This window comes from Sulfitobacter sp. L-8, from assembly GCF_056859255.1.
Window position 1 is genome coordinate 1 of record NZ_JBSXOD010000023.1, and the last position, 3506, is coordinate 3506.

Sequence of the window (3506 nt, forward strand, 5' to 3'; positions counted from 1 at the left end):
TGTCGCGTAGCCCTTAATTGTGAGATGAGAAATTCAATGAATTCAACGACTGTGTTTTGCCCTTAAATATGAGATTTTGCCTTTAATTCCGATATTTTTGCCCTTAAACCTGAGACAGGGTTCACAGGCTTGTGCGGCAGATATCGATGGAAAATGATGGCGAAGACTCAGTTGCCGTTGGTGCAGAAGAGGCGCGCAGGGCTGCAGTGCTGCGTCCGCTTGTTCAGGCATATCTGAAAGGTACTGGCGGTCTGGAAAGTGGCATCAATGATGCCGTTTGGGAACTCGGTGTCAGCAGGGCTACGGTATGGCGTTGGTTAAAGCGGCTGGCCGAAGAGGGTGGGCGCACGAGCGCTCTGGTGCCGCGGAAACGGGGCCGCCCGACTGGAACAACTTTGATATCCGGCAAAGTTGAAGCGGTGATCGAAGAACATCTTCGCCGTTATTTCTTGCGCCGGGAGCGTTCGAGCCTGTCGCGCGTCGTGACAGAAATCCGCAGCGCGTGCTGGCAACAAGGCTTGCAGCCGCCGACACGGCGGACGGTTCAGCGTCGTCTGGATGCGATGGATGCCCGCGAAGTTGCGAAAGCACGAGAGGGCGCAAAGGTGGCCCGCCAGAAATTTGCGCCGGTCACAGGTGAGGTCAAGGCCAGTGTGCCACTGGAGATCGTCCAAATTGATCATACGCCGGCGGACATCATTCTTGTCGACAGCTTTGAACGCCAACCAATTGGGCGGCCTTGGGTCACGCTGGCGATCGACATCGCAACGCGGATGGTAACTGGATACTACACCTCTCTGGAGGCCCCTTCGCGTCTGTCAGTGGCGCTTTGCCTGACACAGGCTGTGGCCCCCAAGGCGGAACTTCTGGCGGAATTGGTGTGCAATGTTCCTTGGCCCGCGCAGGGTAAACCGCATAGCATCCACGTCGATAACGGGCGCGATTTCCGGTCGCATGCCTTTCGGTCGGCATGTGCGGAATGGGGGATCGATCTGGTCTATCGGCCGCCAGGCAGTCCTCATTTCGGAGGGCACATCGAACGATTGATCGGCACGATGATGGGGGCCGTGCACCTGTTGCCTGGAACAACGCAATCCTCGGTCGTGGCCAAGGGCGACTACGATGCCGAAGGCATGGCCACGATGACTTTAGGCGACTTCGATCGCTGGTTTGCCCTGGAAATCTGCCGCTACAACAACAGCATTCATTCAAGTCTTGGCTGTACGCCCGTCGCCAAATGGGAGGCGCTCTCAGAGCAAATGATGGGCGACATCCCCTTCGAGATGGAAGCCTTTCGGGTGAGCTTCTTGCCGAGCGAATTGCGCAAGGTCAGGCGTGACGGCATCCATCTGTTTCAGATACGGTACTGGTCGGATGCTCTTGCAGGCCACATTGGGCGCAGCGATGGGAAGGTGGTCGTTCGCTACGACCCTCGCGATATCTCAATGATCTGGGTCGAATTGGACGATGGCCGATATGTTGAGGCGCGTTACAGAAACCTGGAAATTCCGCCCGTGCCGCTCTGGGAATATCGCGAAGCCATGAGGAAGGCCCGTGCACTTGGCAAGTCCGGGTCCAATGAGCTGGTCCTGGCTGAGCTGATCCGACAGCAACGCCAGATCGAAGCTGAAAGCCGGGGCCTCACGAAGGCCGAACGCCGATCCCGTGAAAGAAAAGGGACATTGGAGGGCGCCAACTCGGCTGTCGCGACAACCGAAGGGCTGCGCGCGATCGATACGGGTGATACATCGCGCCCATTGTTCAAGGTAGAGAGATGGTGAATTGACGGCAGGGACAACTGAGGAAGACGGTCGGATCGCCCTCATTCAATCGGACATTTGGATCGGCTTTCCGCGGGCCGAACAAGTGCTGGACCGTTTGCAGGGTATGATCGAGGCGCCAAGGCAAACCCGTATGCCTGGCCTTCTTGTGCATGGCGCGTCCGGGATCGGAAAGACGATGATCGCCCGAAACCTGTCGCGCAAGTACGCACCAGAATACGATCCGCCGTCAGGCATCACGCGCACACCGCTTCTGCTGTTGCAAGCGCCGCCCGCACCCGACGAACGGCGGTTCTATCTGCACATCTTGGCCGCCGTCGGCGCCCCGGCGACGGCACTGAGCGCCCGCGCTCAAAATGTGGCTTCCCTCGAAGTCCGTGTCATCGCACTCTTGCGCGACCTTGGCCTGCGGATGATCATGATCGACGAGGTCCACAATCTTTTGGCCGGGACCCACCGCGAACAGCGCCGCTTTCTCAATGTTCTGCGGTATCTCAGCAATGAACTCGAAGTGTCGCTGGTATGCCTCGGGGTCAGCGAGGCCGTCGATGCCATCCGTGGTGATCTCCAGCTTGCCAGGCGGCTGGACGAACATCACCTGCCAAACTGGCGCGACGATGCCGAGTTCTCGGACATGATTCAAACACTCATCGCGGCAATGCCCCTCGAGAAGAAATCCAATCTGAAGGTCAAGTCGCTCAAGCAGATGCTTGCACTGACCGGTGGGGTGACCTCGCGCATCTTCGCCCTGATCAAGGATCTTTCCATCGACGCCATTGTCACTGGTGATGAATGCATCACCGATGACGCAATCGCAAAATGGACGCCGGTTTGGTCGCGTCACGCGTCCGCTGGGCGGCGGCTCGAGAAGTCCCGGGTGTGAAGCCGCGCCCGCTGCCAAAGACTGTCGCGCCGCTGCCAGACGAGTTGTTGTCAGGTTGGTTGTCTCGGCTGGCTGCGGCCAACTACTGTAATGACGCGGAACTGCTGGCCCATATCGAGATCGATACACGACATGGCGCCGCCCTGGACTTCGACGTTGAGGCGGCCGATGCGGAAAAGATATCTATCGCTGCGCGTGTCGATCCCGACACCGTGCAGTCAATGACTTTTAGGGCAATGACGAAAATGGAGATGATGCTCACAGCGCAAGTTCCTTTCCAGTCTTGCCCCGAGTGTTCCCGACGCGGCCTCTCGCTCAGGCATTGGCGGCGATCCTGGGCATTTGATTGCCAATTTTGCGGGACCCTACTTGTTCGGAGCCTCGCAAAGCCCGGTGACGAAAAGTTGCCTGAAAAACTGATAGACCGTGCGCGCTGCGGGGCAGGGCTGCTTGAGCACGCAGCGACGTCAAACCGCCCCAACCTACTTCGACGTGCGATGCGCGCGGTCACCTTTGGCATGTCGCTCAAGGCCGTCCGCGGGGATCCGTTATTCGCTCTTCAGAGCCCCAGACCGGAAGTGAGGCTGTTCTGCCTTGCGGCGATCGCTGCGGCCCAGTCTCGTCCGCTGATAAAAGCGGCCATATCCAGCGCCGGTGCCGACGACTATGTAAGAATTGCTCTGTTGCGCGCCTTCGAGAGAGAGCCACGTCTGCTTGCCGCAGTTGATCATGTTGCGCAACAGCGCGCCAGAAGCACAGGACCAAAGACAGCCGAATCTCACAGTTAAGGACAAAACTCGACGCTCAAAGCGCCATGTCTCAGATTTAAAGGCAAAGCGACA

At 58.4% G+C, this 3506-nt stretch carries 3 protein-coding genes; all 3 read left to right on the forward strand.

Annotated elements, in window-relative coordinates; genetic code table 11:
• The first annotated feature begins 146 nt into the window (after positions 1–146).
• The 3 genes from AC13DE_RS01580 to AC13DE_RS01590 are packed head-to-tail and all read left to right on the forward strand — an operon-like array spanning position 147 to position 3452.
• On the forward strand, positions 147–1781 hold the full coding sequence (locus tag AC13DE_RS01580) for a Mu transposase C-terminal domain-containing protein (protein ID WP_139274568.1): 1635 nt from the start codon (positions 147–149) through the stop codon (positions 1779–1781).
• A gap of 1 nt (position 1782) precedes the next feature.
• Positions 1783–2664: a TniB family NTP-binding protein gene (locus AC13DE_RS01585; RefSeq protein ID WP_093037101.1), complete on the forward strand. Its 882-nt coding sequence runs from the start codon at positions 1783–1785 to the stop codon at positions 2662–2664.
• Positions 2601–3452, forward strand: a complete 852-nt coding sequence (locus AC13DE_RS01590) for a TniQ family protein (RefSeq protein ID WP_483046808.1) — start codon at positions 2601–2603, stop codon at positions 3450–3452. The genes AC13DE_RS01585 and AC13DE_RS01590 overlap by 64 nt, the downstream gene beginning before the upstream one ends.
• Positions 3453–3506: the final 54 nt, after the last annotated feature.